General features: G+C 70.9%; 22 protein-coding genes, 2 tRNA genes and 1 pseudogene. 10 read left to right on the top strand and 15 right to left on the bottom strand.

Annotated elements, in window-relative coordinates:
* Window positions 1-145: 145 nt before the first annotated feature.
* A complete protein-coding gene (locus WBN91_RS02815; protein WP_337722425.1) occupies window positions 146-568 on the top strand; it encodes a DoxX family protein in 423 nt (140 codons plus the stop codon).
* Window positions 569-610: 42 nt separating this feature from the next.
* Here the strand turns inward: WBN91_RS02815 and WBN91_RS02810 are convergent, their stop codons facing one another.
* The 12 genes and pseudogenes from WBN91_RS02810 to dnaA form a co-directional block, all read right to left on the bottom strand.
* Entirely contained in the window at window positions 611-1,204 is a 594-nt protein-coding gene (locus tag WBN91_RS02810) for a dihydrofolate reductase family protein (protein WP_337722424.1), read from the bottom strand.
* Window positions 1,205-1,266: 62 nt separating this feature from the next.
* A tRNA-Ala gene (locus tag WBN91_RS02805) sits at window positions 1,267-1,339 on the bottom strand.
* A gap of 36 nt (window positions 1,340-1,375) precedes the next feature.
* Window positions 1,376-1,492: pseudogene (locus WBN91_RS02800) on the bottom strand (DLW-39 family protein); the annotation flags it as partial.
* 35 nt (window positions 1,493-1,527) lie between these two features.
* Window positions 1,528-1,601, bottom strand: a tRNA-Ile gene (locus WBN91_RS02795).
* 55 nt (window positions 1,602-1,656) lie between these two features.
* Window positions 1,657-2,448, bottom strand: coding sequence for a DUF3566 domain-containing protein (locus WBN91_RS02790; RefSeq protein ID WP_337722423.1), 792 nt, complete (start codon window positions 2,446-2,448; stop codon window positions 1,657-1,659).
* Window positions 2,449-2,474: 26 nt separating this feature from the next.
* Entirely contained in the window at window positions 2,475-4,991 is a 2,517-nt protein-coding gene (gyrA, locus tag WBN91_RS02785) for a DNA gyrase subunit A (RefSeq protein WP_337722422.1), read from the bottom strand.
* A 47-nt stretch (window positions 4,992-5,038) separates the two neighbouring features.
* Window positions 5,039-7,009 (bottom strand): DNA topoisomerase (ATP-hydrolyzing) subunit B, encoded by a 1,971-nt coding sequence (gene gyrB, locus WBN91_RS02780; protein WP_337722421.1) that lies wholly within the window; start codon window positions 7,007-7,009, stop codon window positions 5,039-5,041.
* Window positions 7,010-7,245: 236 nt separating this feature from the next.
* Window positions 7,246-7,746 (bottom strand): DciA family protein, encoded by a 501-nt coding sequence (locus WBN91_RS02775; protein WP_337722420.1) that lies wholly within the window; start codon window positions 7,744-7,746, stop codon window positions 7,246-7,248.
* A 118-nt stretch (window positions 7,747-7,864) separates the two neighbouring features.
* Window positions 7,865-8,980, bottom strand: coding sequence for a DNA replication/repair protein RecF (gene recF / locus WBN91_RS02770; RefSeq protein ID WP_337722419.1), 1,116 nt, complete (start codon window positions 8,978-8,980; stop codon window positions 7,865-7,867).
* Between the two features lies 1 nt (window position 8,981).
* Window positions 8,982-9,896, bottom strand: coding sequence for a phosphogluconate dehydrogenase (NAD(+)-dependent, decarboxylating) (gene gnd, locus WBN91_RS02765; protein WP_337722418.1), 915 nt, complete (start codon window positions 9,894-9,896; stop codon window positions 8,982-8,984).
* 34 nt (window positions 9,897-9,930) lie between these two features.
* A complete protein-coding gene (gene dnaN, locus WBN91_RS02760) occupies window positions 9,931-11,067 on the bottom strand; it encodes a DNA polymerase III subunit beta (RefSeq protein WP_337722417.1) in 1,137 nt (378 codons plus the stop codon).
* Between the two features lie 1,988 nt (window positions 11,068-13,055).
* On the bottom strand, window positions 13,056-14,621 hold the full coding sequence (dnaA, locus tag WBN91_RS02755) for a chromosomal replication initiator protein DnaA (RefSeq protein ID WP_337722416.1): 1,566 nt from the start codon (window positions 14,619-14,621) through the stop codon (window positions 13,056-13,058).
* Window positions 14,622-15,060: 439 nt separating this feature from the next.
* Between dnaA and rpmH the strand changes: the two genes are divergently transcribed.
* Genes rpmH through WBN91_RS02730 form a run of 5 tightly spaced genes read left to right on the top strand, consistent with a single transcriptional unit; the run spans window position 15,061 to window position 17,451 of the window.
* Entirely contained in the window at window positions 15,061-15,204 is a 144-nt protein-coding gene (gene rpmH, locus WBN91_RS02750) for a 50S ribosomal protein L34 (protein ID WP_033428178.1), read from the top strand.
* Window positions 15,205-15,217: 13 nt separating this feature from the next.
* The gene (gene rnpA, locus WBN91_RS02745) at window positions 15,218-15,616 is read left to right on the top strand and encodes a ribonuclease P protein component (protein ID WP_337722415.1); all 399 of its coding nucleotides are present in this window, start codon (window positions 15,218-15,220) and stop codon (window positions 15,614-15,616) included.
* Complete coding sequence (gene yidD / locus WBN91_RS02740) at window positions 15,613-15,885, top strand: membrane protein insertion efficiency factor YidD (RefSeq protein WP_337722414.1); 273 nt, start codon at window positions 15,613-15,615, stop codon at window positions 15,883-15,885. The genes rnpA and yidD overlap by 4 nt, the downstream gene beginning before the upstream one ends.
* A gap of 3 nt (window positions 15,886-15,888) precedes the next feature.
* Complete coding sequence (yidC, locus tag WBN91_RS02735) at window positions 15,889-16,887, top strand: membrane protein insertase YidC (protein ID WP_337722413.1); 999 nt, start codon at window positions 15,889-15,891, stop codon at window positions 16,885-16,887.
* Between the two features lie 18 nt (window positions 16,888-16,905).
* The gene (locus tag WBN91_RS02730) at window positions 16,906-17,451 is read left to right on the top strand and encodes a Jag family protein (RefSeq protein WP_337722412.1); all 546 of its coding nucleotides are present in this window, start codon (window positions 16,906-16,908) and stop codon (window positions 17,449-17,451) included.
* Between the two features lie 53 nt (window positions 17,452-17,504).
* Here the strand turns inward: WBN91_RS02730 and WBN91_RS02725 are convergent, their stop codons facing one another.
* Window positions 17,505-18,491, bottom strand: a complete 987-nt coding sequence (locus WBN91_RS02725; protein WP_337728595.1) for a methyltransferase domain-containing protein — start codon at window positions 18,489-18,491, stop codon at window positions 17,505-17,507.
* A 45-nt stretch (window positions 18,492-18,536) separates the two neighbouring features.
* On the opposite strand from WBN91_RS02725, the gene WBN91_RS02720 reads away from it, so the two are divergent.
* The 4 genes from WBN91_RS02720 (at window position 18,537) to WBN91_RS02705 (ending at window position 21,840) form a co-directional block, all read left to right on the top strand.
* Window positions 18,537-18,995, top strand: a complete 459-nt coding sequence (locus tag WBN91_RS02720; RefSeq protein ID WP_337728596.1) for an NUDIX hydrolase — start codon at window positions 18,537-18,539, stop codon at window positions 18,993-18,995.
* Between the two features lie 159 nt (window positions 18,996-19,154).
* Entirely contained in the window at window positions 19,155-19,850 is a 696-nt protein-coding gene (gene rsmG / locus WBN91_RS02715; RefSeq protein ID WP_337728597.1) for a 16S rRNA (guanine(527)-N(7))-methyltransferase RsmG, read from the top strand.
* Between the two features lie 116 nt (window positions 19,851-19,966).
* Window positions 19,967-20,866 (top strand): ParA family protein, encoded by a 900-nt coding sequence (locus WBN91_RS02710; RefSeq protein WP_337728609.1) that lies wholly within the window; start codon window positions 19,967-19,969, stop codon window positions 20,864-20,866.
* Complete coding sequence (locus WBN91_RS02705) at window positions 20,863-21,840, top strand: ParB/RepB/Spo0J family partition protein (RefSeq protein ID WP_337728598.1); 978 nt, start codon at window positions 20,863-20,865, stop codon at window positions 21,838-21,840. Before WBN91_RS02710 ends, WBN91_RS02705 begins: the two co-directional genes overlap by 4 nt.
* Before the next feature lie 82 nt (window positions 21,841-21,922).
* Here WBN91_RS02705 and WBN91_RS02700 read toward each other — a convergent pair whose 3' ends face one another.
* A complete protein-coding gene (locus WBN91_RS02700; protein WP_337728599.1) occupies window positions 21,923-22,867 on the bottom strand; it encodes a D-alanine--D-alanine ligase family protein in 945 nt (314 codons plus the stop codon).
* A gap of 13 nt (window positions 22,868-22,880) precedes the next feature.
* Window positions 22,881-24,197 (bottom strand): aminotransferase-like domain-containing protein, encoded by a 1,317-nt coding sequence (locus WBN91_RS02695; protein WP_337728600.1) that lies wholly within the window; start codon window positions 24,195-24,197, stop codon window positions 22,881-22,883.
* Between the last annotated feature and the right edge of the window lie 50 nt (window positions 24,198-24,247).

The following is a 24,247-nucleotide window of genomic DNA, read 5'->3' as shown; positions in this document are numbered from 1 at the left end:
GTCAACCAGATGCCCCGATCGGCGCAGCGGGCGACAGGTAAGCAACAGGTAATTGAATCCGTGACCATCTAGGCACGCCAGGTGTCCGGCGCTAGCTTTGAACCACCCTGCCAGGCCGCCCCTGCTATGTGAGGACTGACTCGTTATGAACGTGTTGGACCGCGGCCGAGATCACGCGTTGGCGCTGTTCAGGATCGTCGTCGGAGTGTTGTTCGTGTGCCACGGCGCACAGAAGGTGTTCGGGGTGCTGGGCTCGAAGGGCGCGGTGCCGATCACGTCGTGGCCGGCGGGTCCCGCCGGTGTGATCGAGCTGGTCGGCGGCGCGCTGATCGTGCTCGGGCTGGGGACGCGGGTCGCCGCGCTCGTCTCGTCGGGCGCGATGGCCTACGCGTACTTCGTGGTGCACCAGCCGCAGGGCCTCCTGCCGATCCAGAACAAGGGCGAGTTGGCGGCCGTGTACTCCTGGGTGTTCCTGCTGCTGGTGTTCACCGGTCCGGGCGCCTGGGCGCTCGACCGGGTGATCGCCGCGCGCAAGCAGGCCGGATCGGCGACGCCTGCGCACGTCTGACGCGGGTACCGGGTGGGGCGCTCCTGTCGGGGCGTCCCACCCTCACCGGCGGACGCGGTACCGGACGTGGCTGACCAGGTCGGTGCCGCGGGTCTCCATCGGCTCCAGGTCCAGCCGCCCGACACCCTCGAACAGCCGCGCTCCCGACCCGAGCGTCATGGGCGCGACGTGCAGCCACAACTCGTCGATGAGACCGGCCGAAAGGCACTGGTTGACCACCGAAGCACCACCCGCGACGGCCACGTTCCGGTCGCCGGCGGCCTCCCGCGCCCGTTCCAGCGCCGCCTGCACACCGTCGGTGACGAAGTGGAACGTGGTGCCACCGAGCATCTCGACCGGCTCGCGCGCGTGGTGGGTGAGCACGAACACCGGCGCGTGGTACGGCGGCTCGTCGCCCCACCAGCCGCGCCAGTCCCCCTCCCACTCGCCGCGCACCGGGCCGAACATGTTGCGGCCCATCACGAACGCGCCCGCGTCGAGGATCCCCGCCAGCTCCGCCGGGTGCCGGTCGGCCTGCTCGAACTGCCAGCGGTGCAGCAGCTCCCCGTCGACGCCCAGCGGGTCCTCGACGGTCTGGTCCGGCCCGGCGACGAACCCGTCGACCGAGACCGTGATGCCGCACGTGACGATACCCACAACGATCTCCCCGGTCGCGGAAACGCCAAAAGGCCCGCGAACGCTCGCGAGCCTTCAGTACGTGGAGACGAGGGGAATCGAACCCCTAACCCCCGCCTTGCAAAGGCGGTGCTCTGCCAATTGAGCTACGTCCCCCTCACGAGGGGCGGCAGCACCGCCCTCGCGGGATCAGTCGGTGGGGGCGGTGGCCTCGCGCCACAGGTCAGCGTCGGCCTTGGCCGAGCGGCTGCGCTTGACGAAGAACAGGACCGCACCGGCGACGGCGACAAGTGCGATGATCTTCTTCACAGCAGTTCCCCTCTGCAATCCTGTGAATCTTCCGGTGGGCCTAGGAGGACTTGAACCTCCGACCTCTTCATTATCAGTGAAGCGCTCTAACCGCCTGAGCTATAGGCCCTCGGGGCAACGACGGCAACAGTACACGATCGCCCGTCGCCGCCCCAAATCGGGTGCTACTCCCGTTCGGACAGGGTCACTTCCAGTCCGCCCGCGAGGTCCGCCGACACGTTGTAGACGAACGCGCCGACCGTCGCCAGGGCCGTGAACAGCACGATGTTCACCGCGCCGACGATCGCGGCCACGCCGAACACGCGCCCGGCGCTGATCAACGGGTCACCCGAGGACTCGTTGCCCTGGAGCAGGTCGTTGGCGGTGTTGTTGATCTTGTCCCACACGCCCATGCCGTTCAGCACGCCGTACAGCACGCCGACCGCGACCAGCCACACGAAGAACAGCGCCACGCTGAGCACCAGCGCCAGCTTCAGCACCGACCACGGGTCGACCCGCTTGACCTGGAGGCTCGCCCGGCGCGGACCCCGGCCGGGCCGCCGCGCCGAGGGCGCGGAGGCGGCCGGACGACCGTTCGCCGCGCCCAGGTTCACCGAGGTGCGCGCGGCGCCCTGCGGCGCGGCGGTGCCGGTGATCACCGGTCGCGCCACGGCGACGGTGTCCGGGTCCTGCGCCGGGTACGCGGGCGCGCCCGCCTCCGCCGGCTGCTCGGGGGCCGGGTCGCCCGGCCCGACCTGCTGCGCCTCGGCGTACTGCGCGTCGCCGGCCACCCGGGCCCACGGCGGGGGCGCGGCCGGCGCCTCCTGCTCGGCGGCAGCGGCGGGCGCCGGCGCGTCACCTCCCGACGAGCCCTGGCCAGACGACGTCTGCACCGTCGGTTCGTCGCCCGGTGTCGACTCGGCACCGGGCCGGGTGATCACCGCGGTCTTGTCCTCTGGCTTCTCGGGTGAGCTCACGAGCAGTCCTCAACCTCTCGTCCGCGCTAGTTGGCAGGCTCCGCCGTGTCGGCGTCGGTGCCGTCACCAGTGGTGACGTCTCCGGCCTCGTCGGCGTTGCGTGCCACCGCGATGAGAGTGGTCCCTTCGCCGAGGTTCATCAACCGGACGCCCTTCGTCTGCCTGCCCGCTTTGCGCACCTCCGCGGCGCTGGTGCGGATCACACCGCCCGCGGACGTGATCGCGTACAGCTCGTCGTCGACGTCGACGATGAGCGCGCCGACAAGCCTCCCACGGCGCCGGTCGTGCTGGATGGTCAGCACACCCTTCCCGCCACGCCCCTGCACCGGGTAGTCCTCGATCGGCGTGCGCTTGGCGTACCCGCCGTCGGTGGCCACCAAAACAAACAGACCCTCTTGGACCACGCCGATGGACAGCAGCTCGTCGCCGGAGTTGAACCGCATGCCCTGGACGCCCGAGGTCGCGCGGCCCATCGGGCGCAGCGCCTCGTCGTTGGCGTGGAACCGGATGGACTGGCCGTCCCTGGACACCAGCAGCAGGTCGTCGTCGGCCGAGCAGAGCACGGCGCCGACCAGCTCGTCGTCCTCGCGCAGGTTGATGCCGATGAGACCACCCGAGCGGTTGGAGTCGAAGTCGACCAGCTTCGACTTCTTCACCAGGCCCTTGCGGGTGGCCAGCACCAGGTACGGCGCGACCTCGTAGTTCTTGATCTCGATGACCTGGGCGATCTCCTCGTCGGGCTGGAACGCGAGGAGGTTGGCCACGTGCTGGCCGCGCGCGTTGCGGTTGGCCTCGGGCAGCTCGTAGGCCTTGGCCCGGTACACCCGGCCCTTGTTGGTGAAGAACAGGATCCAGTCGTGGGTCGAGCACACGAAGAAGTGCGCCACGATGTCGTCCTGCTTGAGCTGCGCGCCCTGCACGCCCTTGCCGCCGCGCTTCTGCGAGCGGTACAGGTCGGTCTTGGTGCGCTTCGCGTAACCCGTCCGGGTGATCGTGACGACGACGTCCTCGACCGCGATGAGGTCTTCCATCGACACGTCGCCGTCGAACGGCACGATCTTGGTGCGCCGGTCGTCGCCGTGCTTCTCGACGATGGCCAGCAGCTCCTCGCGCACGATGGCGCGCTGCCGCTCTGGCTTGTCGAGGATGTCCTTGAGGTCGGCGATCTCGATCTCGATCTCGGCCAGCTGGTCGACGATCTTCTGCCGCTCCAGGGCCGCCAGGCGGCGCAGCTGCATCTCCAGGATCGCGTTGGCCTGGATCTCGTCGACGTCGAGCAGCTCCATCAGGCCGGTGCGCGCCGCCTCGGGCGTGTCCGACCGGCGGATCAGCGCGATCACGGCGTCGAGCTGGTCGAGCGCCTTGACCAGGCCGCGCAGGATGTGGGCCCGCTCCTCGGCCTTGCGCAGCCGGTAGCGGGTGCGCCGGACGATGACCTCGATCTGGTGCTTCACGTAGTGCCGGATCATCTGGTCCAGGCGCAGCGTGCGCGGCACGCCGTCGACCAGGGCCAGCATGTTCACGCCGAACGAGTACTGGAGCTGGGTGTGCTTGTAGAGGTTGTTCAGCACGACCTTGGCGACCGCGTCCCGCTTGAGCGTGACCACGATCCGCATGCCCGAGCGCTTGTTGGACTCGTCGGCGATGTTCGCGATGCCGGTGAGCTTCTGGTCGCGGACCAGGGCGGCGATGTTCTCCACCAGGTTGTCCGGGTTGACCTGGTAGGGCAGCTCGGTGACGACCAGGATCGTGCGGCCCTTGGCGTCCTCGTCGATCTCGACGACCGCGCGCATCTTCACCGAGCCGCGGCCGGTGCGGTAGGCGTCCTGGATGCCGGAGGTGCCGAGGATCTGGCCGTAGGTCGGGAAGTCGGGACCCTTGATGCGCTCGATCATCGCTTCGAGGGTCTCCTCCTCGGAGGCCTCGGGGTTGTCCAGCGCCCACACCACGCCGTCCGCGACCTCGCGGAGGTTGTGCGGCGGGATGTTGGTGGCCATGCCGACCGCGATGCCGGACGAGCCGTTGATCAGCAGGTTCGGGATGCGCGACGGGAGGACCGTCGGCTCCTGGATGCGGCCGTCGTAGTTGTCGCGGAAGTCGACGGTGTCTTCCTCGATGTCCGCGAGCATCTGCATGGCCAGCGGGGTGAGCCGGCACTCCGTGTACCGCATGGCGGCGGCCGGGTCGTTGCCCTGGGAGCCGAAGTTGCCCTGGCCGTCGATCAGCGGGTAGCGCATCGCCCACGGCTGGGCGAGGCGGACCAGCGCGTCGTAGATCGCCGAGTCGCCGTGCGGGTGGTAGTTGCCCATGACGTCGCCGACGACGCGGGCGCACTTGTTGTAGCTGCGTTCCGGGCGGAACCCCGAGTCGAACATGGAGTACAGCACCCGGATGTGCACCGGCTTGAGGCCGTCGCGCACGTCCGGGAGCGCGCGGCCCACGATCACGCTCATCGCGTAGTCGATGTAGGAGCGCTGCATCTCCTGCTGGATGTCGACCGGCTCGGTGCGGTCGCCCTCCGGGGGCAGGGTCGTCTCGGTCACGGTCCTTCTTCCTCTTCGACTTCCGGCCTACGGGTGGTGGAGGGGACTCACACGTCCAGGAAGCGGACGTCCTTGGCGTTGCGCGTGATGAAGCTGCGCCGCGCCTCGACGTCCTCGCCCATGAGCACGCTGAACAGCTCGTCGGCGGTGGCCGCGTCGTCCATCGTGACCTGGAGCAGCACCCGGTTGGCGGGGTCCATCGTCGTCTCCCACAGCTCCTCGGCGTTCATCTCGCCGAGGCCCTTGTAGCGCTGGATGTTGTCGTCCTTGCCGATCTTCTTGCCCGCGGCCAGGCCGCGTTCGATGAGGCCGTCGCGCTCCTTGTCGGAGTAGGCGTACTCCGGCTCGGCGCGCTGCCACTTGATCTTGTACAGCGGCGGCTGCGCGAGGTAGACGTGGCCGTGCTCGACCAGCGGGCGCATGAAGCGGAACAGCAGCGTGAGCAGCAGCGTGCGGATGTGCTGGCCGTCGACGTCGGCGTCGGCCATCAGCACGATCTTGTGGTAGCGCAGCTTGGCGAGGTCGAAGTCCTCGTGGATGCCGGTGCCCAGCGCGGTGATCAGCGACTGGACCTCGTTGTTCTTCAGCACGCGGTCGATGCGCGCCTTCTCCACGTTGATGATCTTGCCCCGGATCGGCAGGATCGCCTGGAACATGGAGTCCCGGCCCTCCTTGGCCGAGCCGCCCGCGGAGTCGCCCTCCACGATGTAGATCTCGCACTCCTCCGGGTTGGTGGAGCGGCAGTCCTTGAGCTTGCCGGGCAGGCCGCCGATGTCCAGCGCGCCCTTGCGGCGGACCAGCTCGCGGGCCTTGCGGGCGGCGATGCGGGCCTGCGCCGACGACACCGCCTTCGTGACGATGGTCTTGGCCTCGTTCGGGTGACGCTCGAACCAGTCGGCCAGGTGCTCGTTGGTGGACTTCTGCACGAACGACTTGGCCTCGCTGTTGCCCAGCTTGGTCTTGGTCTGGCCCTCGAACTGGGGCTCCTTGAGCTTGACCGAGATGATCGCGGCCAGGCCCTCGCGGATGTCGTCGCCGGTGAGGTTGGTGTCCTTCTCCTTGAGCAGCTTCTTGTCGCGCGCGTACTCGTTGACCACGCGGGTCAGCGCGGCGCGGAAGCCCTCCTCGTGGGTGCCGCCCTCGTGCGTGTTGATCGTGTTGGCGAAGGTGTAGACCGAGGGGGTGTAGCCGGTGTTCCACTGCATCGCCACCTCGACCTCGAGCTCGTCGCTCTTGGCCTCGAACGCGATGACCTTCTGGTGCACGGCCTCGCGCGTGTGGTTGATGTGGCGGACGAAGTCCTCCAGGCCGCCGGGGTAGTGGAACGTGCGCTCGCGCACGCGGGCCACGTGGCCCTCGGCGTCGGCCTCCTCGTCCTCGGCGCGCACGCGCTCGTCGCGCAGGACGATGGTCAGGCCCTTGTTGAGGAACGCCATCTCCTGGAGCCGGCGGGAGATGGTCTCGAGGTTGTACTCGGTGGTCTCGAAGATCTCCGGGTCCGCCCAGAACGTGGTGGTCGTGCCGGTCTCGTCGGTCGGCTCTCCCTTGCGCAGCTCGTGCGCGGGCTTGCTCGCCTCGAAGCGCTGGTTCCACGTGAAACCGTCGCGCTTGACCTCGACGTCGACCGCCGTCGACAGCGCGTTGACCACGGAGATGCCGACGCCGTGCAGACCGCCGGACACCGCGTAGGAGTCGCTGTCGAACTTGCCGCCCGCGTGCAGGACGGTCATGACGACTTCCAGGGTCGGCCGCTTCTCCACCGGGTGGATGTCGACCGGGATGCCGCGGCCGTCGTCGACGACCCGGACGCCGCCGTCGGCCAGCAGGGTCACCTCGACCTTGGTGGCGTAGCCCGCCATCGCCTCGTCGACGGAGTTGTCCACGACCTCCTGGATCAGGTGGTGCAGACCGCGCTCGCCGGTGGACCCGATGTACATGCCGGGCCGCTTGCGGACCGCCTCCAGGCCCTCTAGGACGGTGATCGAAGACGCGCTGTACTCATTCTTCTTGGCTGCCACGGGCCTGGTGTCTCCTCGGACTACGGGCGACTCGCCACGGAGGGTGTGACGCTTGAGTCACGCTACCCCTCGATTCTACCGGGCGAGGCTCCCAGAAACCCATCAAGGACACCCCTGGTTTGCTCACAGACGGGCCGAAGTGAACGCGGATGGGTCCGGACGGCCGTTGACGGGGTGCGAATCGCCTGGTGAGCGCTCACCGCGCCACAGGATGGCCGCTGAGCGCCCCGCGCCGCTCACCCGTAGGTGTCACGTGGTCCGCGCCCGGGAACGTGCAGCGGGCCGTAGCGCCAGCTCGGCGCCGCCGGACCCTGCACCTTCAACCGCAGCACGACCCCGTTGCCGACGCCGGCGGCGATCTTCTTCAGCAGCTCGCGCTGGAGCAGCCGCAGCTGCGTGGCCCACGCCGTCGAGTCGGCCTGGACGGTCAACTCACCGTCACTGAACGCGACCGGCTGCGCGTGCTCGGCCACGTCCTCACCGACCAGTTTCCCCCACCGCGCGAAGACCTGGCCGCCCGCGAGGCGCTGGGTCCACCCGCGGTCGGCGGCGATCCGGGAGGCGAGCCGGCCCAGCGGCTGGGGGTCGCGGTCGTCGGGTCCGGCACCGGACCAGGTGCGCCTCCGGCGGCGCGCGGCGGCACCGCCGCGAGTGCCCTTCCGGACCCGCGCACCGCGTTCCTTGGCCGACGCGCGGGCCGCCTCCAGGGCCGCGCGAGCGAGGTCCGAACCCTTCAAACCACCCTCTGGTGTGAATTCAGGTGTGGACAGCTGCGCCTCTGTGGCCGAGTTATCCACACCATCCACAGGGTTGTCCCCAGATGTGCCGCCGATCACACCCTTTTGGGGGAGTGCGTCAGACACGGCGCACCTCCCCGTGGCCGACCTCGAACCGGGCCCCGTCCAGCTCCTCCGGCACGTCCTCCGCGACCGCCGCGGTGATCAGCACCTGCTCCGCGCCGGCCGCCACCTTCGCCAGCTGCCGCCGCCGGCCGCGGTCGAGTTCGGCGAACACGTCGTCCAGAACGAGCACCGGTTCGGCGCCCTCCGCGCGCAGCAGTTCGTACCCGCCCAGCCGCAGGGCGAGGGCGAAGGACCACGACTCTCCGTGACTGGCGTAGCCCTTCGCGGGCAGCTCGCCCAGCGCCAGGTCGAGGTCGTCGCGGTGCGGGCCGACCAGGCACACGCCCCGCTCGACCTCCTGCGACCGCACCCGGCGCAGCTCCGCCAGCAACGACTCCTCCAACGCGTCCCGATCATGCGTTCCCGGGAAAGCATCGCCCAAGCTCGACCGGTACGCGATCCGAGCCGGCCTCGACTCCGGCGCCACCTCGGCGTACGCCTGCGCGACGTGCGGCGCGATGTCCGCCACCAGGTCCAACCGGCCCGCCAGCAGCTCCGCGCCGTGCCGGGCCAGGTGCCCGTCCCAGACGTCCAGCGTCGAGATGTCCGCCGAGCGCGACACCTTCACACTCTTCAACAACGCGCCACGCTGCTTGAGGACACGGTCGTAATCGCTGCGCACCCCGGCGAACCGCGGCGACCGGGTGGTGAGCAGCTCGTCCATGAACCGCCGCCGCTCGCCGGGGTCGCCGCGCACCAGCGCCAGGTCCTCCGGCGCGAACAGCACCGTCCGCAGGATGCCCAGCACGTCGCGCGGGCGCGGCACCGGACCGCGGTTGATCCGCGCCCGGTTCGCCTTGCCCGCCGTGATCTCCAGCTCGACCAGCAGCTCGCGGCCCTCGTTGACCACGGCCGCCCGCACCACCGCGCGCGGCGCGCCGTGCCGGATCAGCGGCGCGTCCGTCGCCACCCGGTGCGAACCGAGGGTGGCGACGTAGCCCAGCGCCTCGACCAGGTTCGTCTTCCCCTGGCCGTTGCGCCCGACGAGGACGCTCACCCCCGGCTCGAACGCCAGGTCCGCCTGCTCCCAGGACCGGAAATCGGTGACCTGGAGGTGTCTGACGTACAACTCAGCTCTGCGTGGTGCCGGAGCCCGACGACGGACCGGCGGAGACCACCGCGTGCCCGCCGAACTGGTTGCGCAGCGCCGCGACCGCCCGCATCGCCGGCGAGTCGTCCTGCCGGGAGGCGAACCGGGCGAACAGCGCCGCGGAGATCACCGGCGCGGGCACCGCGTGGTTGATCGCCTCCTCGACGGTCCACCGGCCCTCGCCCGAGTCCTCGACGTGGCCGCGCAGGTCGTCCAGCTCCGGGTCCGACTCCAGCGCGCGGACCAGCAGGTCCAGCAGCCAGGACCGGACGACGGTGCCGCGCTGCCACGCCTTGATCGTGGCCGGCACGTTCTCGACGACCTTCGACGCCTCCAGCAGTTCGAAGCCCTCGGCGTAGGCCTGCATCAAGCCGTACTCGATGCCGTTGTGCACCATCTTCGCGAAGTGGCCCGCGCCGACCTTGCCGGCGTGCGCGAAGCCCTCCTCGCGCGGACCCTCCGGGCGCAGCGCGTCGAAGATCGGCATGGCCCGCTCGACGTGCGCGGCGTCGCCGCCGACCATCAGGCCGTACCCGTTCTCCAAGCCCCACACGCCACCGGACACGCCGCAGTCCAGGTAGCCGATCCCCTTGGCGGCCAGCGCCTCGGCGTTCTTGGTGTCGTCGGTGAACCGCGAGTTGCCGCCGTCGATCACCAGGTCGCCCTCGGCCAGCAGCTCGCCGAGGTCGGCGATCGTCTGGCGGGTGATGTCACCGGCGGGCACCATCACCCACACGACGCGCGGCGCCTCCAGCTTGGCCACCATGTCGGCCAGCGAGTCGGCGTCGGTCACGTCCGGGTTCCGGTCGTAGCCCACCACCTCGTGGCCCGCGCGGCGAATCCGCTCGCGCATGTTGAACCCCATCTTGCCGAGGCCGACGAGTCCGAGCTGCACGGTGGTTCCTCTCCCCTGGAAAAGTCTTGGTCGATCAGCCGGGCAGGCGCACGGGCATGAGCAGGTAGAGGTACCCCGGCGCCACGTTCCCATCCTCGTCCACCGGCTTGAGCAACGCCGGGCGGCTGGGTGTGGTGAAGGACAAGTGGGCGCGCGGGGTCCGGACCGCCTGGAGACCCTCGAGCAGGTAGGCCGGGTTGAACGCGATGGTCACCGCGTCGCCGGTGTACTCCACCGGCAGCTCCTCCTCCGCGCTGCCCTCGTCGTCGCCGCCGGCCGACAGGCGCAGCACGGAGTCGACGAACTCCAGGCGCACCTGGGTGCCGCGCTCGGCGACCAGCGACACGCGCTTGATCGCCTGCACCAGCGTGTCCACCTCGATGACCGCGGCGGCCGAGTGCTCGGTCGGCAGCAGCTGGCGGTACTTGGGGAAGTCGGCGTCGAGCAGGCGGGTGGTCGTGCGGCGGCCCGTGCCCGACAGGCCCAGCAGACCGTCGTTGGCCGCGAGCGACAGCTCGACCTTCGCGCCGGACGAGCCGAGCGTCTTGGCGGCGTCGTTGAGCGTCTTGGCCGGCACCAGCACGGCGACCTCGCCCAGTTCCGCGTTGGGCGCCCAGTCGAACTCGCGCATCGCCAGCCGGAACCGGTCGGTCGCGACGAGGGTCAGCTTGCCCTCGCCGATCTCCAGCCGCACACCGGTCAGCATCGGCAGCGTGTCGTCCTTGCCCGCCGCCACCGCGACCTGGTTGACCGCCTCGCCGAACACCTCGCCCGGCAGCTCGCCGACGAGCTGCGGCATGGACGGCAGCTGGGGGTAGTCCTCGACCGGCATGGTCGGCAGGCTGAACCGGGCGCTGCCGCAGCTGATCGTCATCCGCGAGCCGTCCACCGCGATCTCCACGGGGTGGTTGGGCAGCGCCTTGGTGATGTCGGCCAGCAGCCGCCCGCTGACCAGCGCCTTGCCACCGTCCGCGATGGTCGCCGGGACGCCGCACTGGGCGGAGACCTCGTAGTCGAACCCGGAGACGGTGAGCGCTTCGCCCGACCCGTCCTCGGCCCCGGCATCGAGCAGCACGCCACCGAGCACCGGGACCGGCGGCCGGGACGGCAGGCTGCGCGCGACCCAGGCGACGGCGTCGGCCAGGCCGTCGCGCTCGACGCGGATCTTCATGAGGCGTCCTTTCTCAAGTTCCTCAAGTCGGCATGCCCCACAACAGCAGGCGTTGCGGTGGGGGTTCGGGGAGCCGCGTCCCTCGCCGGAGGAAGTTCCGACCCTCGGCGCGGAGGCTCCACCGTAGAGCGTCCTCGGGTACTTCGTCACCTCGGGGCGCACCCGGGTGTGGCCCCGGGTGCGAGCCCTGTCCCCGGGTGTCCTCGCCGGCTGTTTTTTCTTTGTTCATCCCTTCAAGGGAAGACAACAGCAACAGCAGTAAGGGCTGTGGACAGTGTGGACAAAGCCCGTTCCCGCTGCTCGTCGCCCACTTGGAGGTGTGGACGGACACGGGTTGTCACCCGGGGACAGATCGCCGCCCCCGGGGAGAACTACGACGGTGGTCCGTTCGGTCCACAGATGAGCCGAGTTGTCCCCAGCTCCATCCCCGGGTGTGGGTCGAGTTCTCCCCGGGTGCTGCACAGGGTGATCGTGGCCCGAATCTCCCCCGATCGTTGCTTTTGCCGGCCCTGTGGACAGTTCGTAGCCCCCGGTTCACCCGCAAAACCCCGGGCACACCCACCCCTGACAACCCCCGCCACGCGCCCCCGCACCCACCTCGCACCCACCCCACGAACCGCGCCCCGCCACCCACCCGCACCACTCCCACCCCCGGGCGCACCCACCCCACCGCCCCCGGGGCCGCCCACCCCGCACCCGGGTGCGCCCGCCCCCCGACCCCGCCACCCCACCCGAGCCCGCGCCACACCGACCCGACCCCCGGGGACGCCCAAACTCCGACCGCCCTCCCCCTCCGCCGGCGAGCCCACCTCCTTCCCCGCCCTCTCCGCGACCCCACCTCCCGCCGATGGGGGCACACCGAGCAGACCTCGCCACGGCGACCGGCCGCCGGGCCGCCCGGAAGGCGGATGGGATGGATGACGGGGGCGGTGGGCTCGGGCGGGCGGTGGGCTCCGGCGGGCGGGGCGGTGGGCTCCGGCGGGCAGTCGGCTCCGGCAGGCGGGGTGAGTGGGCTCAGCGGTAGGCGCGGGCGGGCTCGGCGGGCGGCGGCGCCTGGGCGGCCGGGCTTGGCGGGGCGGCGCTGATCGGGCGGATTTGGTGGGCGGCGCGGATCGGGCGGGCGCGGATCGGGCGGGCGCGGATCGGGCGGGCGCGGATCGGGCGGGCTTGGCTGGCGGTGTGGACCGGGATGGCGCCGTTCGGGGCGGCGCTGCGGCCGAGTGGCGCGGTGGCCCCGGCGGTCGGGTGATGGAGGTCGGGTGCGGTTGACGAAGTGCGGGTCGGGCGGCGGGGTCGGGTGGTCGGTGCGGCGGCGGCGCGGTGGGATCAGAGGGCGGGCCGACCTTCCTCTCCGGCCGGGGTGTGCGGCGGGCTGTGCGGTTCGGCGGCAGGTTGCGCCGGCGGGAAGGCGCGCGGTGGTGGGTCGGTGGAGCACTCGTGCGGGGTCGGTGGAGCACTCGCGGGGTCGGCGGACGGGTGCGCGGCGGCGGGCGGGCGCAGGCGGCAGGGCGCAGGCGGCAGGGCGCAGGCGGCAGGGCGAAGGCCGAGGGGTGCGGTGGCGCGGTGGCGGCGGGCGCGAGTGTCGTGCGGGTGCGCGGTGGCGGGTGCGCGGTGGCGGGCGAGGGTCGTGCGGGTGCGCGGTGGCGGGCGAGGGGCGGGGCGCGGCAGGCGCACGGGTGGCCAGGGTGCGCAGTGGTGGTGAGGTTCGACAGGTGCGGCGGGCGTGAGTGAGGACCGGCCGGATTGTCGTACCCCTCTGGGACAATGGTGACCGGGGGCCGGAGGCCGAGTCCACGCTGAATCCGCGCAGGTCCGAGCTGAGACTGCGCTGGTCAGCGCGTCGAGTCAGCGGCGTCGAGTCAGCTGCGCGCTGCCGGGCGAATGCGACCCGAGCGGGTGCGCGCAAGCGTTTGCGTCCCGCGCTCGAGAGAGGTGTGCCGCAGGGAGGAGCGGGGCGCCGTGCGCGCCCCGCCTGCCGGAAGGTCGGGTCAGGGGGTGTGGCGGGCTCGTTGCTTAATGCGGGACGTCAGTTCCTGGACCTGTTCGTACACCCGCCGCCGCTCGGCCATCTCCTTGCGGATCTTCTTGTCCGCGTGCATGACCGTCGTGTGGTCGCGACCGCCGAACGTCTGGCCGATCTTCGGCAGGGACAGGTCGGTCAGCTCGCGGCACAGGTACATGGAGATCTGCCGGGCCTGTGCCAGCACCTTGGTCTTGCCCGGCCCGCACAGGTCGTCGATCGTCACGCCGAAGAACTCCGCCGTCACCGCCATGATCGTCGGTGCGGTGATCTCCGGTGCGTGCGAGTCGGGGATGAGGTCGCGGAGCACTATCTCGGCGAGCTGCACGTCCACCGGCTGGCGGTTGAGCGAGGCGAACGCCGTCACCCGGATCAGGGCGCCCTCGAGCTCGCGGATGTTGCGCTCGATCCTGGCCGCGATGAACTCCAGCACCTCGGCGGGCGCGGCCAGCCTGTCCTGGGCCGCCTTCTTGCGCAGGATCGCGATCCGGGTCTCCAGCTCGGGCGGCTGGATGTCCGTGATCAGGCCCCACTCGAACCGCGTCCGCAGCCGGTCCTCCAGCGTCTCCAGCCGCTTGGGCGGTCGGTCGGAGGACACCACGATCTGCTTGTTCGAGTTGTGCAGCGTGTTGAACGTGTGGAAGAACTCCTCCTGCGTGCCTTCCTTGCCCTCCAGGAACTGGATGTCGTCGACCAGGAGCACGTCGATGTCCCGGTAGCGGCGCTGGAAGGCGACCTTGCGGTCGTCGCGCAGGGAGTTGATGAAGTCGTTGGTGAACTCCTCCGTGGACACGTACCGCACGCGCATCCCGGGGAACAGCCGCTGGGCGTAGTGGCCCACGGCGTGCAGCAGGTGGGTCTTGCCCAGACCCGACTCGCCCCAGATGAACAGCGGGTTGTACGCGCGCGCCGGCGCTTCGGCGACCGCGACCGCCGCCGCGTGGGCGAAGCGGTTGGACGCGCCGATCACGAAGGTGTCGAAGTTGTACTTCTCGTTGAGCCGGGTCTGCGAGGACGCCGGGTTCGCGGGCCGGGTGAACGGCATCCCGCTCGGCGCACCGCCTCCACCGCCGAAGGTCGGCCAGATCTCGGTCACGGTGGCGAGGGCGTCGCCCTCCTCGTCGACCTCTTCGTCGGTCTCCGCCTCGTCGCCGACGAGGACCCCGGCCCCGGGGACGGGCGGCAGGTCCGCCGTCACCACCCCGTTGGTGGGTACCCCGTTCGGGGGTACGGGCACGGGGATGGGCGTGGTGGGCGGACCGTTGACGGGCTCCGGCGAGTCGACCTTCACCGCCAGCGACACGGCCCGGCCGAGGCGGCGGGACAGGGCGGCGGTGATCGGGTCGCGCAGCGCCCGCTCGATGGCTTCCTTGGCGAACTCGGACGGCGCGGCCAGCAGCGCGGTGCCGTCGAGCAGGCCGATGGGACGGGTCACGCGCATCCAGGCGCGTTGCTGCGGTGACAGCGTGCTGGCGGCCAGCTCCTGCACGACCTGTTCCCACACGAGACCCAGATCGGCCTGGTGGTCGGACACCTCCGCGCTCCCCTCCCCTCGGTGTGACTCCCCCCGCGGTCAGCCCCGGGGGACTTCCACGACGTGGACACGAAGAATAGAGGCATCCACAGAGTTATCCACAACTGTGCACGAACGCGCGTCGGAGTGCAGCGGTTCCCCCCGTTGCTCTCCCGACACCGATGCGGTCCCCGGCGACGTTGCGTCGGCCTCGGCATCCCGCGAAGGCAGCACGCTAACAAGGTGCGGGCTCTGCCACAAGACGTCGGTCGTCGCAAGCGTTTTACGTGCCCGGTGGGTCGCGCACCGTGGCCGGCCGCCGTGCCTGGCGGGACCCCGATTTGGGTCCCGCCCCCGGGGACGCGTACCCTGGACCGGTCTCCGCTTGCGAGGCGTGCTCTTCGCGCGCCCTATGGACGGCCGGGGACCACCACAGACGTTAAGCATCGGGAGTCCGACCGTGAGCAAGGGTAAGCGCACTTTCCAGCCCAACAACCGCCGCCGCGCGAAGACGCACGGCTTCCGGCTGCGTATGCGCACCCGTGCCGGTCGCGCCATCCTGGCCGCGCGCCGCAGCAAGGGCCGCAAGCAGCTCTCCGCCTGATCGCCGCAGCGCCGTGCTTCCCGCGGCCAACCGGCTGACCCGCAGCCAGGACTTCGGCCTGGTGGTCCGCCGAGGCCGCCGGGCCGGCCGGCCCCGGCTGGTCGTGCACGCCCTCGTGCCGACCACAGCGGCAACCCCGGTCGCGGCGGACGACGCCACGGCCGGACCTTCGTCGGCGCAGCCCACCTCGGACGTGCAGTCCAAGGTGGGCTTCGTCGTGAGCAAGGCCGTGGGCAACTCCGTGGTCCGGCACCGGGTGAGCCGCAGGCTCCGCCACGTCGTGCGGGACCGGCTGCCCGGCCTCCCCCCGGGCTCGTCGCTGGTCGTGCGGGCGTTGGCCCCGGCGGCGACGGCGAGCAGCGCCGACCTGGCCGCCGACCTCGACTCGGCGCTGCGCAGGTTGCTGCGATGAGCACTCCCCGAGTGAGCCCCGTGACGCGGGCACTGCTGCTGCCGATCCACTTCTACCGGCGGTTCATCTCCCCCGCGTTGCCCCCGACCTGCCGTTTCCACCCCAGTTGCAGCACGTACGCGGTGGAAGCGCTGACCGTCCACGGCCCGCTGCGCGGCTCCTGGTTGGCCCTGCGCCGCCTGCTGCGCTGCGGACCCTGGCACCCTGGTGGCCTGGACCCCGTTCCGCCGAGGCGAACCACGGTCCCCGACGTTTCTGCCGAGGAGTAGCAAGTGCTCAACTTCATCTACTACCCGGTGTCCTTCATCCTGTGGTGTTGGCACTGGGTGTTCGGACACGTCTTCGGCGAGTCGAGCGGGTTCGCGTGGGCGCTGGCCGTGGTGTTCCTCGTCTTCACGCTCCGCGCCCTGCTGTTCAAGCCGTTCGTCGGCCAGGTGCGCTCCATGCGGAAGATGCAGGAGTTCGCCCCCGAGATCCAGAAGATCAAGAAGAAGTTCCCGAACGACAAGCAGCGCCAGGCCCAGGAGATGCAGAAGCTCCAGTCCGAGCACGGGGTCAACCCGCTCGGCGGCTGCCTGCCGATGCTGGTGCAGATCCCGGTGTTCATCGGTCTGTTCCACGTGCTGCGCTCGTTCAAGCCCGGCTGGGGCGAGGTCTACTTCTTCGACGCGCAGGGTGTCGACTCGTTCGTCAACGCCAAGCTGTTCGGCGTCAACCTGTCGACCTTCATCACGATGCCGGCCAACGAGCTGGAGCAGTTCGCCACCGAGCGCACGTCCGTGCTCTACGTCGCCATCCCGCTGATGATCGTCGCGTCGATCGCCACGCACTTCACCGCGCGGCACTCGGTGGCCCGCCAGACGCAGGCCGCCGCCGAGAACCCGCAGACCGCGATCATGAACAAGCTGACCCTGTACATCTTCCCGCTGGGCGTGCTGGTCGGTGGCCTCTTCTTCCCCATCGCGATCCTGCTGTACTGGCTGAGCAACAACGGGTGGACCCTCGGCCAGCAGTACGTCGTGTACCACCGCATCGACCGCGAGGAAGCCGCGAAGAAGGAAGCGGTCGTCGAGAAGCGCCAGGCGCTCGCGCCGCGGCCGGGTGCGAAGCCGAAGCCGGGCGCCAAGCCCGCCGCCGCGCCGGCCAAGAAGGTGCAGGACACGCCCCCCTCGGACGAGCAGGCCGGCAACGGCAAGCCGTCCACCGAGATCCCCGGTCTGAGCCCAGACCGATCCCCTGGCAAGAAGCAGGGCAACAAGAAGCGTCGTTGACCCTGGAGAGGAGACATCGTGTCGGAGACGTTGCAGGCGACCGACGTGGACGCGGCGCCGGAGGCCGACGAGGCCCCGCCGACGCGGTCGGGGAGTTCGGAGGACCTGCTCGTCCAAGAGGGCGACATCGCGGGCGACTACCTGGAGCGGCTGCTCGACCTGCTCGACTACGACGGTGACATCGACCTCGACGTCGAGGCCGGGCGGGCGATCGTCAGCATCGACGGCGGTGACGACCTGGAGAAGCTGGTCGGCCCGCGCGGGACGGTGCTGGAGTCGTTGCAGGAGCTGACCCGGCTCGCGGTGCAGCAGGAGACCGGCGTCCGCAGCCGGCTCATGCTGGACATCGCGGGCTGGCGCGCGAACCGTCGGGCCGAGCTGGCCGAGCTGGGCCGGTCGACGGCGGAGAAGGTGGCCGCGTCGGGCGAGAAGGTGCGGCTGCACCCGATGACGCCGTTCGAGCGCAAGGTCGTGCACGACGCCGTCGCCGCCGTGGCGGGCGTGCACAGCGAGAGCGAGGGCGAGGAGCCGCAGCGCCGGGTCGTGGTGCTGCCCAAGCCCTGAGTGGAGCTGCCGGAGCGGCCCTCGGTTTCACGTGAAACCGAGGGCCGCTTTTTCTATGCGACCACCAGGTACCGCTCGTCGGTGATCGGGCCGCCCCACAGGAGCGGGTCGTCGAGCCGGCGGACCTCCACGTCGGCGCGGTGCTGCCGGACGAGTGCCTGGGTCTCGGCCGCCGTGAGGCCCGCGCCGGTGTGCCAGCGGCCCTCGACGAGGACGAGTCGTCCGCCCGGCTTGAGCAGACGAACCCAGCGGGCGAGGGCGACGGCGGGATCGGGCAGTGCCCACAGCACGTGCCGCGCGAGCACCACGTCCATCGACGCCTCGGCGTAGGGCGGGAGGGCCGCGTCCCCTCGCGTGAAGACCGCACCACTCCCCTTGGCCGTCGCCCGCTCGACCATCCGCTGGGAGAAGTCGAGCCCGTGGACGTCGTGGCCCGCCTCGGCCAGGAGGACGCTCAGACTGCCCGTCCCGCAACCGAGGTCCGCGACGGTCGACCGCTCGGGGATGAAGGGCAGCAGGAGGTCCGCCCACGCCCGCCGGGTCGACGGGTCGCGCAGCCCGTGGTCGGGTTCGTCGTCGAACGACTCGGCCTGGGCGTCCCAGAAGTGGCGCGCGGCGAACGCGTCGAGCCACGCGCGTTGCTCGTCGGTCTCCGGGACGTCCCGCCCGCGCGCCTCGGCGATCGCCTGCCAGGCGCCGGCCGGGTCGGCTCCGTCGAGGACGAGGAGCGCGGCGGCGAGGAGGGACGAGCGACCGATGCCGCCCCAGCAGTGGACCAGGACGTGGCGGCCCGCGCGGAGGTCGGCGGCCAGGCGGTGGAGGTCGTCGTCGAGGTCCGCCGGCACGCCGAAGTCCGGGATCGGGAGGCGGCGGTGGTCGCGGGCCGCCTCGGGCGCGTCCTCCAGGCCGAGTTCGGCGATCTCGTCGTCGGTCAGGGCGCACACCACGATGTCGACGCCCGCCTCGGTCCAGCGCTCGACCTCGGCGACGCCCTCGGGGTGGCCGGACGTGCTGAGGCGGCCGGGGCGGATCGGGTACATCGAAAGCTCTTCCCCTCGTCGTGTTTCACGTGAAACGGTCCGGTCATGACTGAGATCATCCGGAAGCTCCGCGTCGCCGCGTACGCCGTCATCGTCCGGGACGACCAGATCCTCCTGTCGCGGTGGCTGGGGCCGGAGCGGCCGATGTGGATCCTGCCCGGCGGCGGGGTGGACCACGGTGAAGATCCGTACGACGCCGTCATCCGCGAGGTGTTCGAGGAGACCGGGTACAAGGCGGAGGTGCGGCGGCTGCTCGGCATCCAGAGCGTGCACGGTCCGCTCGACCGGGAGGGCGTCGAGGTGGACTACCACCGCATCCGCATCCTCTACGAGGCGGAGGTCGTCGGCGGCGAGTTGACGTTCGAAGTGGGTGGCTCGACCGACCGGGCGGAGTGGTTCCCGCTCTCCGAGTTGCCCTCGCTCGACCACGTCGAGTCGGTCGATGTCGGGCTGGAGATGTTCCGGAAGCGTCCGGAGGACGGCCGGATTGCTCGTTTCACGTGAAACACGGTCGTTCTGGTCACGTCGATTTGGCGTGTCGCCGGGGTGATCCGTCATAGTGGGCGTCGGCACAGTTGCGGGGCGCGGGACGCCCTCGCGGAAGCCCCCATCACCCACCCGGCTCGACACCCGCCGTGTGGTTTCACGTGAAACGACGGAGACATGGCCGGAGAGTTGGAAGACCGCGCGAAGCGGGTCTTCGGTGACCACTACCCCAAGGCGGTCGCCTTCACGGAACTGCTCGCGGAGCAGGGCGTCGAACGCGGGCTCATCGGGCCGCGCGAAGTCGACCGGCTGTGGGAGCGGCACGTCCTCAACTCGGCGGTCGTGGCGGAACTCTTCCCCGCCGGCAGCCGCGTCGTGGACGTAGGCTCTGGTGCGGGCCTGCCGGGCATTCCCCTGGCGATCGCGCGACCGGACCTCGACCTGACGCTCCTCGAACCGATGGCTCGTCGGGTGGCGTGGCTGACCGAGGTCGTGGAGGCGCTCGGGCTCGACGTGGACGTGGTGCGCGGACGAGCCGAGGAGGGGCCGGTGCGGGAGCGGCTGTCCGGCAGCGACGCCGTGACGGCCCGCGCCGTCGCACCGCTGGAACGCCTCGCCCGCTGGTGCCTGCCCCTGCTGCGGCCCGGTGGCCGACTGGTGGCGCTCAAGGGTGAGAGCGCCGCGGAAGAGATCGAACGTGACGCCGAGGCGGTGCGGCGGGCCGGTGGTGTCCGGCCCTCCGTGACCGTCTGCGGCGCCGATGTCCTCGAAGTGCCCACGACCGTCGTGCTGGTGGAGCGCGACGAGACGAGCCGCCGGGCCGGGGCGCGCCGCCCGGTGAAGGCCGCTACCAGACCACGGAAGGATCGGTGACCGTGTACCCCGACCCCCTGCAACCGGTGTTCCAAGCGGCCGGTGTTTCACGTGAAACAGACCAGGGCGCAGTGGGTGCGGGCGAGGTCCTGCGCCCCGCCCCGACCGAGCCGACCGTGAGCGACAACGCAGGAGACAGCACCGTGTGGACCCCGATCGCGGAAGAGGCGGCACGCGCCACGCGCGTCCTCCACCCCGACTCCCTCCAGCTCCCCCCGCCGACCCACCGCCGCGTCCTCACCGTGGCGAACCAGAAGGGCGGCGTCGGCAAGACCACGAGCACGGTGAACCTGGCCGCCGCGCTCGCCATCCACGGGCTCAAGGTCCTCGTGATCGACCTCGACCCGCAGGGCAACGCGAGCACCGCCCTGGCCGTCGAGCACCGCTCCGGCACGCCGTCGGTCTACGAGGTGCTGATCGGCGAGATGTCCGTCGCCGAGGCCGCTCAGGTCAGCAACCAGTCCCCCAACCTCTACTGCGTCCCGGCGACGATCGACCTCGCCGGCGCGGAGATCGAACTGGTCTCGATGGTGGCCCGCGAGTCCCGCCTGAAGGAGGCGCTGAGCCCCGAGGCGCTGGACCCGCTCCGCCCGGACTACGTGTTCATCGACTGTCCGCCGTCGCTCGGCCTGCTGACCGTCAACGCGATGGTCGCCGCGCAGGAGGTCCTCATCCCGATCCAGTGCGAGTACTACGCGCTGGAGGGTCTGGGGCAGCTGCTGCGCAACATCGAACTGGTCCAGGCGCACCTCAACCCGACGCTGACCGTGTCCACCATCCTGCTCACCATGTACGACGGCCGCACCAAGCTGGCCGACCAGGTGACCAGCGAGGTGCGCGGCCACTTCGGCGACACGGTCCTCAAAACGGTGATCCCGCGCAGCGTGAAGGTCTCCGAGGCACCAGGATTCGGTCAGACGGTGCTCACCTACGATCCCGGCTCACGGGGCGCGATGAGCTACCTGGACGCAGCGAGGGAGATCGCCGAGCGCGGCGCGGAGATGGAGTCGGCATGACGGAGCAGCGCAAGGGTGGACTCGGCCGCGGGCTCGCGGCCCTGATCCCGAGCGGACCCCCGGTGGGTGCGCCGACCCCGATCCGGGCCGTGCCGAACGGCGCCACCCCTGCGCCCTCCCCCACCGCGTCGGCGTCGGGCGAGGTGGCGGGGGCGGTGTACCAGGAGCTGCCGGTCACCTCCATCCGCACGAACCCGAAGCAGCCGCGGCAGGTCTTCGACGAGGACGCGCTGCGCGAGCTGGAGCACTCGATCCGCGAGTTCGGCCTCATGCAGCCGATCGTGGTGCGGGCGATCGGCGAGGACTCCTACGAGCTGGTGATGGGCGAGCGCCGGTGGCGCGCGACCCAGCTGGCGGGGTTGAAGACCATTCCGGCGATCGTTCGGCAGACCGCCGACGACGTGATGCTGCGGGACGCGCTGCTGGAGAACATCCACCGCGTCCAGCTCAACCCGTTGGAAGAGGCGGCGGCCTACCAGCAGCTGCTGGAGGAGTTCGGCGTCACCCACGAGGAGCTGGCGGACCGCATCGGCCGCAGCCGACCGGTGGTGACCAACACGATCCGGTTGCTCAAGCTGCCCCTCCCCGTGCAGCGGCGGGTGGCGGCCGGTGTCCTGTCGGCCGGGCACGCGCGGGCGCTGCTCGGTCTGGACGACCCGGGCGCGCAGGAGGAGCTGGCGACCCGGATCGTGGCCGAGGGCATGTCGGTCCGCGCGACCGAGGAGGCGGTGACCCTCGCCAAGTCGGCCGAGCCCGCGAAGGCGAAGCAGGCGCGGCGCAAGCCGATCCAGGCGCCGGGGTTGCAGGAGCTGGCGGAGCGGCTGTCGGACAACTTCGACACCCGCGTGAAGGTCGAACTGGGTCAGCGGAAGGGCCGGATCGTGGTCGAGTTCGGGTCGGTGGACGACCTCGAACGGATCATCACCCTCATGGCGCCGGAAGCGACAAATCGGACACGTTCGACGGACGTGTGATCACCCACGGGCCTTATGTCACGGTGACGATTGCGGCCCGCATCCGAAAGGATACGGGCCGCAATCAGTGTTCGAAGGTGGGTCAGCGGGCTACCGCGCGCTCGATCAAACCCGCGTAGATCTCGCCCAACGACTGGCCGGCCGCCTCCACCGCCATCGGCAGCAGCGAGGTCTCGGTCAGGCCCGGCGACACGTTCACCTCGAGGAAGTACACGGTCCCGTCCGGCGCCACGATGGCGTCGGTCCGCGACACGTCCCGCAGGCCCAACAGCTGGTGCGCGGCCACAGCGAGCTCGCCGACCGCCTGCGCCGACTTCTCGTCCAGCCGGGCCGGCGCGTGGAAGTCGGTCAGGCCGGCCGTGTAGCGCGCGGTGTAGTCGTAGACGCCGTTCTCCGGCACGATCTCCACCGGCGGCAGGGCGCGGGGGCCGTCCGGCCCGTCCACGACCGCCACGGCCACCTCGACGCCCTCCACGTACCGCTCCGCGAGCACGGTGTCCCCGTACGCCAGGCACCCCACCATCGCGGCGGGCAGCTCGGCCGCCTCGCGCACCACCTGCGCGCCCAGCGCCGAACCACCCTGGTCGGGCTTGAGCATCAGCGGCAGGCCGAGCCGGTCCACCATCGCGTCCAGCACGGGCTGCGCGCCCAGCTCGCGGAAGGTCGCGTGCGGCAGCACGGTCCACTCCGGCGTCGCCAGGCCCGCACGGGCCAGCTCCGCCTTCGCGGTCGGCTTGTCCCACGCCCGGCGGCACGCCCGCGAGTCCGTGCCCACGAACGGCACGCCCATCATCTCCAGGACGGTCTGCACCGACCCGTTCTCGCCCTCACCGCCGTGCAGGGCCACCACGACGGCGTCCGGCCGGTGCTCGCGCAACTTCGTGAGGAGCTGCGCGTCGGCGTCCCACTCCTCCACGACGAGACCGGCCGAACGCAGCGCGGCGGACAGCCTGCGACCGGATCGCAGGGACACCTCCCGCTCGTGCGACAGGCCCCCGGACAGCACTGCGACCCAGTGGTCGGACAACTCTTCTCCTCGATCAGGCGGTGTCGGGCGAGGGTGTCTGCGGACCCGAGAGGTGGCGGGGCGTCGACGGCCCGAACGTCTCGTGCAGCTCCAGCTCGTCCTTGATCACGTTGGCCAGCCGGCGCACGCCCTCGCGGATGCGGTCGGGCGTCGGGTAGCAGTACGAGATGCGCAGCTGCCTGCTGCCCAGCCCGTCCGCGTAGAACCCGGTGCCGGACGCGTACGCCACCCGCTGGGTGATCGCGCGCGGCAGCATGGCCTTGGTGTCGATGCCCTCGGGCACGGTCAGCCACACGTAGAAGCCGCCGTTGGGCTTGTTCCACGTGGAACCAACCGGCATGTGCTGCTCCAGCGCCTCGATGGCCGCGTCGCGCCGCTCCCGGTAGGCCTCGCGGTAGGTCTTGATCTGGCCCTTCCAGTCGTGCGTCGACAAGTACCGCGACACGACGAGTTGGTTGAACGTGGGCGGGCACAGCGTGGCCGACTCGGCCGCCAGCACGAGCTTCTCGCGCACAGCGTGCGGCGCGAGCACCCAGCCCACGCGCAGGCCGGCGGCGAAGGTCTTGGAGAAGGAGCCCAGGTAGACCACGTTGTCCGGGTCGGTGGACCGCAGCGCCGGGTAGGTCGTGCCGTCGAAGCCGAGCAGCCCGTACGGGTTGTCCTCGACCACGAGGATGCCGTGCTCGCGGCAGATCTCCAGCACCTCGGCGCGCCGCCCGACGGCGAGCGTCACGCCGGCCGGGTTGTGGAAGTTCGGGATCGTGTAGAGGAACTTGACCCGCTGCCCGGTCCGGGCGACGGCGGCGATGGCCTCGCGCAGCGCCTCGGGCACCAGGCCGTCGGCGTCCATCGCCACGTGCACGACGTTGGCCTGGTAGGCGGAGAACGAGCCGAGCGCGCCCACGTACGACGGGCCTTCGGCCAGCACGACGTCACCCGGGTCGCAGAAGATCCGGGTCACCATGTCCAGGCCCATCTGGGAGCCGACGGTGACCACGACGTCGTCCGGGTGGGCGTTGATGCCCTCCAGGGCCATGACGTCGCAGATCTGCTCGCGCAGCTCCGGGATGCCCTGGGCCGAGCCGTACTGGAGCGCGACCAGGCCGTCCGTGGCGACCACGTCGGCGACCTCGGCCGACAGCGAATCGAGGGGCAGTGCCGCCAGGTGCGGCATCCCCCCCGCCAGGGACACCACCTCGGGCCGGCTTGCCACCGCGAACAGCGCCCGGATCTCCGATGCCGTCATCCCCGCCGTGCGCGCCGCGTACCGGCGCAGGTGGGGATCGAGGCTTCTGGCGCCCTGCTTCGGGGGCTGTCCGGGTAGGTTCACGGGGAACTCCGAGGTAGTAGTGGTTACCGGCGGGTTCGTTCCCGGCTGAG

Source organism: Saccharothrix sp. CCNWYY140, assembly GCF_037401995.1.
In the GTDB taxonomy this organism is placed as follows: domain Bacteria; phylum Actinomycetota; class Actinomycetes; order Mycobacteriales; family Pseudonocardiaceae; genus Actinosynnema.
This window is presented reverse-complemented; position numbering and strand designations above follow the sequence as displayed.

Excerpts from the sequence above, each read along its gene's own strand:
- dnaN (WP_337722417.1), bottom strand. The coding sequence starts at position 11,067 with ATGAAGATCCGCGTCGAGCGCGACGGCCTGGCCGACGCCGTCGCCTGG.
- rsmG (WP_337728597.1), top strand. The coding sequence starts at position 19,155 with ATGGCCGGAGAGTTGGAAGACCGCGCGAAGCGGGTCTTCGGTGACCAC.
- WBN91_RS02705 (WP_337728598.1), top strand. The coding sequence starts at position 20,863 with ATGACGGAGCAGCGCAAGGGTGGACTCGGCCGCGGGCTCGCGGCCCTG.
- WBN91_RS02720 (WP_337728596.1), top strand. The coding sequence starts at position 18,537 with ATGACTGAGATCATCCGGAAGCTCCGCGTCGCCGCGTACGCCGTCATC.
- yidD (WP_337722414.1), top strand. The coding sequence starts at position 15,613 with ATGAGCACTCCCCGAGTGAGCCCCGTGACGCGGGCACTGCTGCTGCCG.
- WBN91_RS02725 (WP_337728595.1), bottom strand. The coding sequence starts at position 18,491 with ATGTACCCGATCCGCCCCGGCCGCCTCAGCACGTCCGGCCACCCCGAG.
- WBN91_RS02815 (WP_337722425.1), top strand. The coding sequence starts at position 146 with ATGAACGTGTTGGACCGCGGCCGAGATCACGCGTTGGCGCTGTTCAGG.